Source organism: Calidithermus roseus (assembly GCF_003574095.1).
Classification (GTDB): Bacteria; Deinococcota; Deinococci; order Deinococcales; family Thermaceae; genus Calidithermus; species Calidithermus roseus.
Map to the genome: position 1 here is coordinate 1 of NZ_QWLA01000159.1, position 1323 is coordinate 1323.

Below are 1323 nucleotides of genomic sequence, written 5' to 3' on the forward strand. Positions count from 1 at the left end.
GGGCTAAGCTGCTGGGAAAGCGACATGGCGCACGGTGTCGAAAGAGACGATTGGACGGAGAGAGAATAGCTGGGAGCGGCCAAAGGCCTTGGCGTGGGCCCCGCTGACCGACCAGCGAGCCCCGGCGATTTTGAGGCGCCCCTGAATCACATGCTTGTTGGCCCCCTCAATCTGGCCCGAAGCGATCACCTCCAGTCCCTCGCGCCTGAACTGGGGGTAGTGGGTGTGGTTGAGCAAAGCCTGCTTTTCCAGGAAGTGCAGGGCCTTACGTGCTTCCGTTGGCAGGGCGCCCAGCAGGGAAGGGTCGTTGAGATGGCCATTGAGCCAGCGCTGCAGATCGATCTCCCCCCGCAGCAGAGCCCTGCGTTGCTGCGCCCGCTGAGCCTCTGGAAAGCCCAGCCCCTGCAGCAGCGTCTCGAAGTAGGTACTGGCATGGTAAACATCCAGAATATGCCGTTTGACTCCCAGATCCCCCAACAACTCGGCAATCCAGACCGCCCCGTCACTGATCCCGATCAGGCCATCGGCCTGGCGTACCCCGGCTTGGCGCAGCAGACCGTGTACCAGGGGGGCAAACTCCCCCGCAGACCCTAACGCGCTGACGTAGTAGCGCTGGCTGGGAGCGCGCATCGGGTACAGTACCGCGCTCTTGACCTCCCGCCACTCCACCCCCCCGTCCACCCGGGTAGGCACCAGGCTGCCATCCACCTCGATACACCAACGCCTGCCCCGTTCCTGCTCGCGTCCAGGCAGGGCTTGGTGGGCCTGCTGCGCCAAACGCTCCCTCCCCAGCGCCTGCTGGGTCCCTTCCAGGGCCACGCACAGCCTCTGCAGCTGGCTCTTGCTCACCTTGACCCGCCACCGTCCCAACCACCCCGCTGCCTCCCGGTAGGACATCCGCATGGCGGCATCCTGCAGTCGCCCCAGCAACTCCGGAAAGTATCCGCTCTCATCCAGGCTGTCATCCCCAAAGCCATACCCCTGGTATCCACAGCCGCAGCGGTACTGGTAGCGTCGAACCTCCACCCGCCCCCACAGGCTGGCGACCTTCATCCCATAGCGCTTACAACCCCTCAGGGTTCTCTGGCAGCCTGGACAGTTTTTTTGACCCCCTTACCCTCCCCTTGCGCCTCCTGCTGCGTGACCAGACCCTGCAGCAGGGTTCGCTGTATGACCTCCCCATACTCCAGCACCAACTGCTCCAGCTGGGCCAGTTTCATCCCCTTACCCTTCGCTTCCGCTTCCCCAATCAGCGCCATCAACCGCTCTTGTAGTGGGCTCATGCCTCAGTCTAGGCTATTGGGTTGTTTTTGGGACACACCC

Annotated in this window: 2 protein-coding genes; both read right to left on the bottom strand. The window is 63.5% G+C overall.

Going from position 1 to position 1323, the window contains the following annotated elements; genetic code table 11:
* Window positions 1-3 precede the first annotated feature (3 nt).
* Window positions 4-1053, bottom strand: coding sequence for a hypothetical protein (locus Mrose_RS18335; protein ID WP_119280652.1), 1050 nt, complete (start codon window positions 1051-1053; stop codon window positions 4-6).
* A 20-nt stretch (window positions 1054-1073) separates the two neighbouring features.
* Window positions 1074-1283, bottom strand: a complete 210-nt coding sequence (locus tag Mrose_RS18340; RefSeq protein WP_147371735.1) for a hypothetical protein — start codon at window positions 1281-1283, stop codon at window positions 1074-1076.
* Window positions 1284-1323 lie beyond the last annotated feature (40 nt).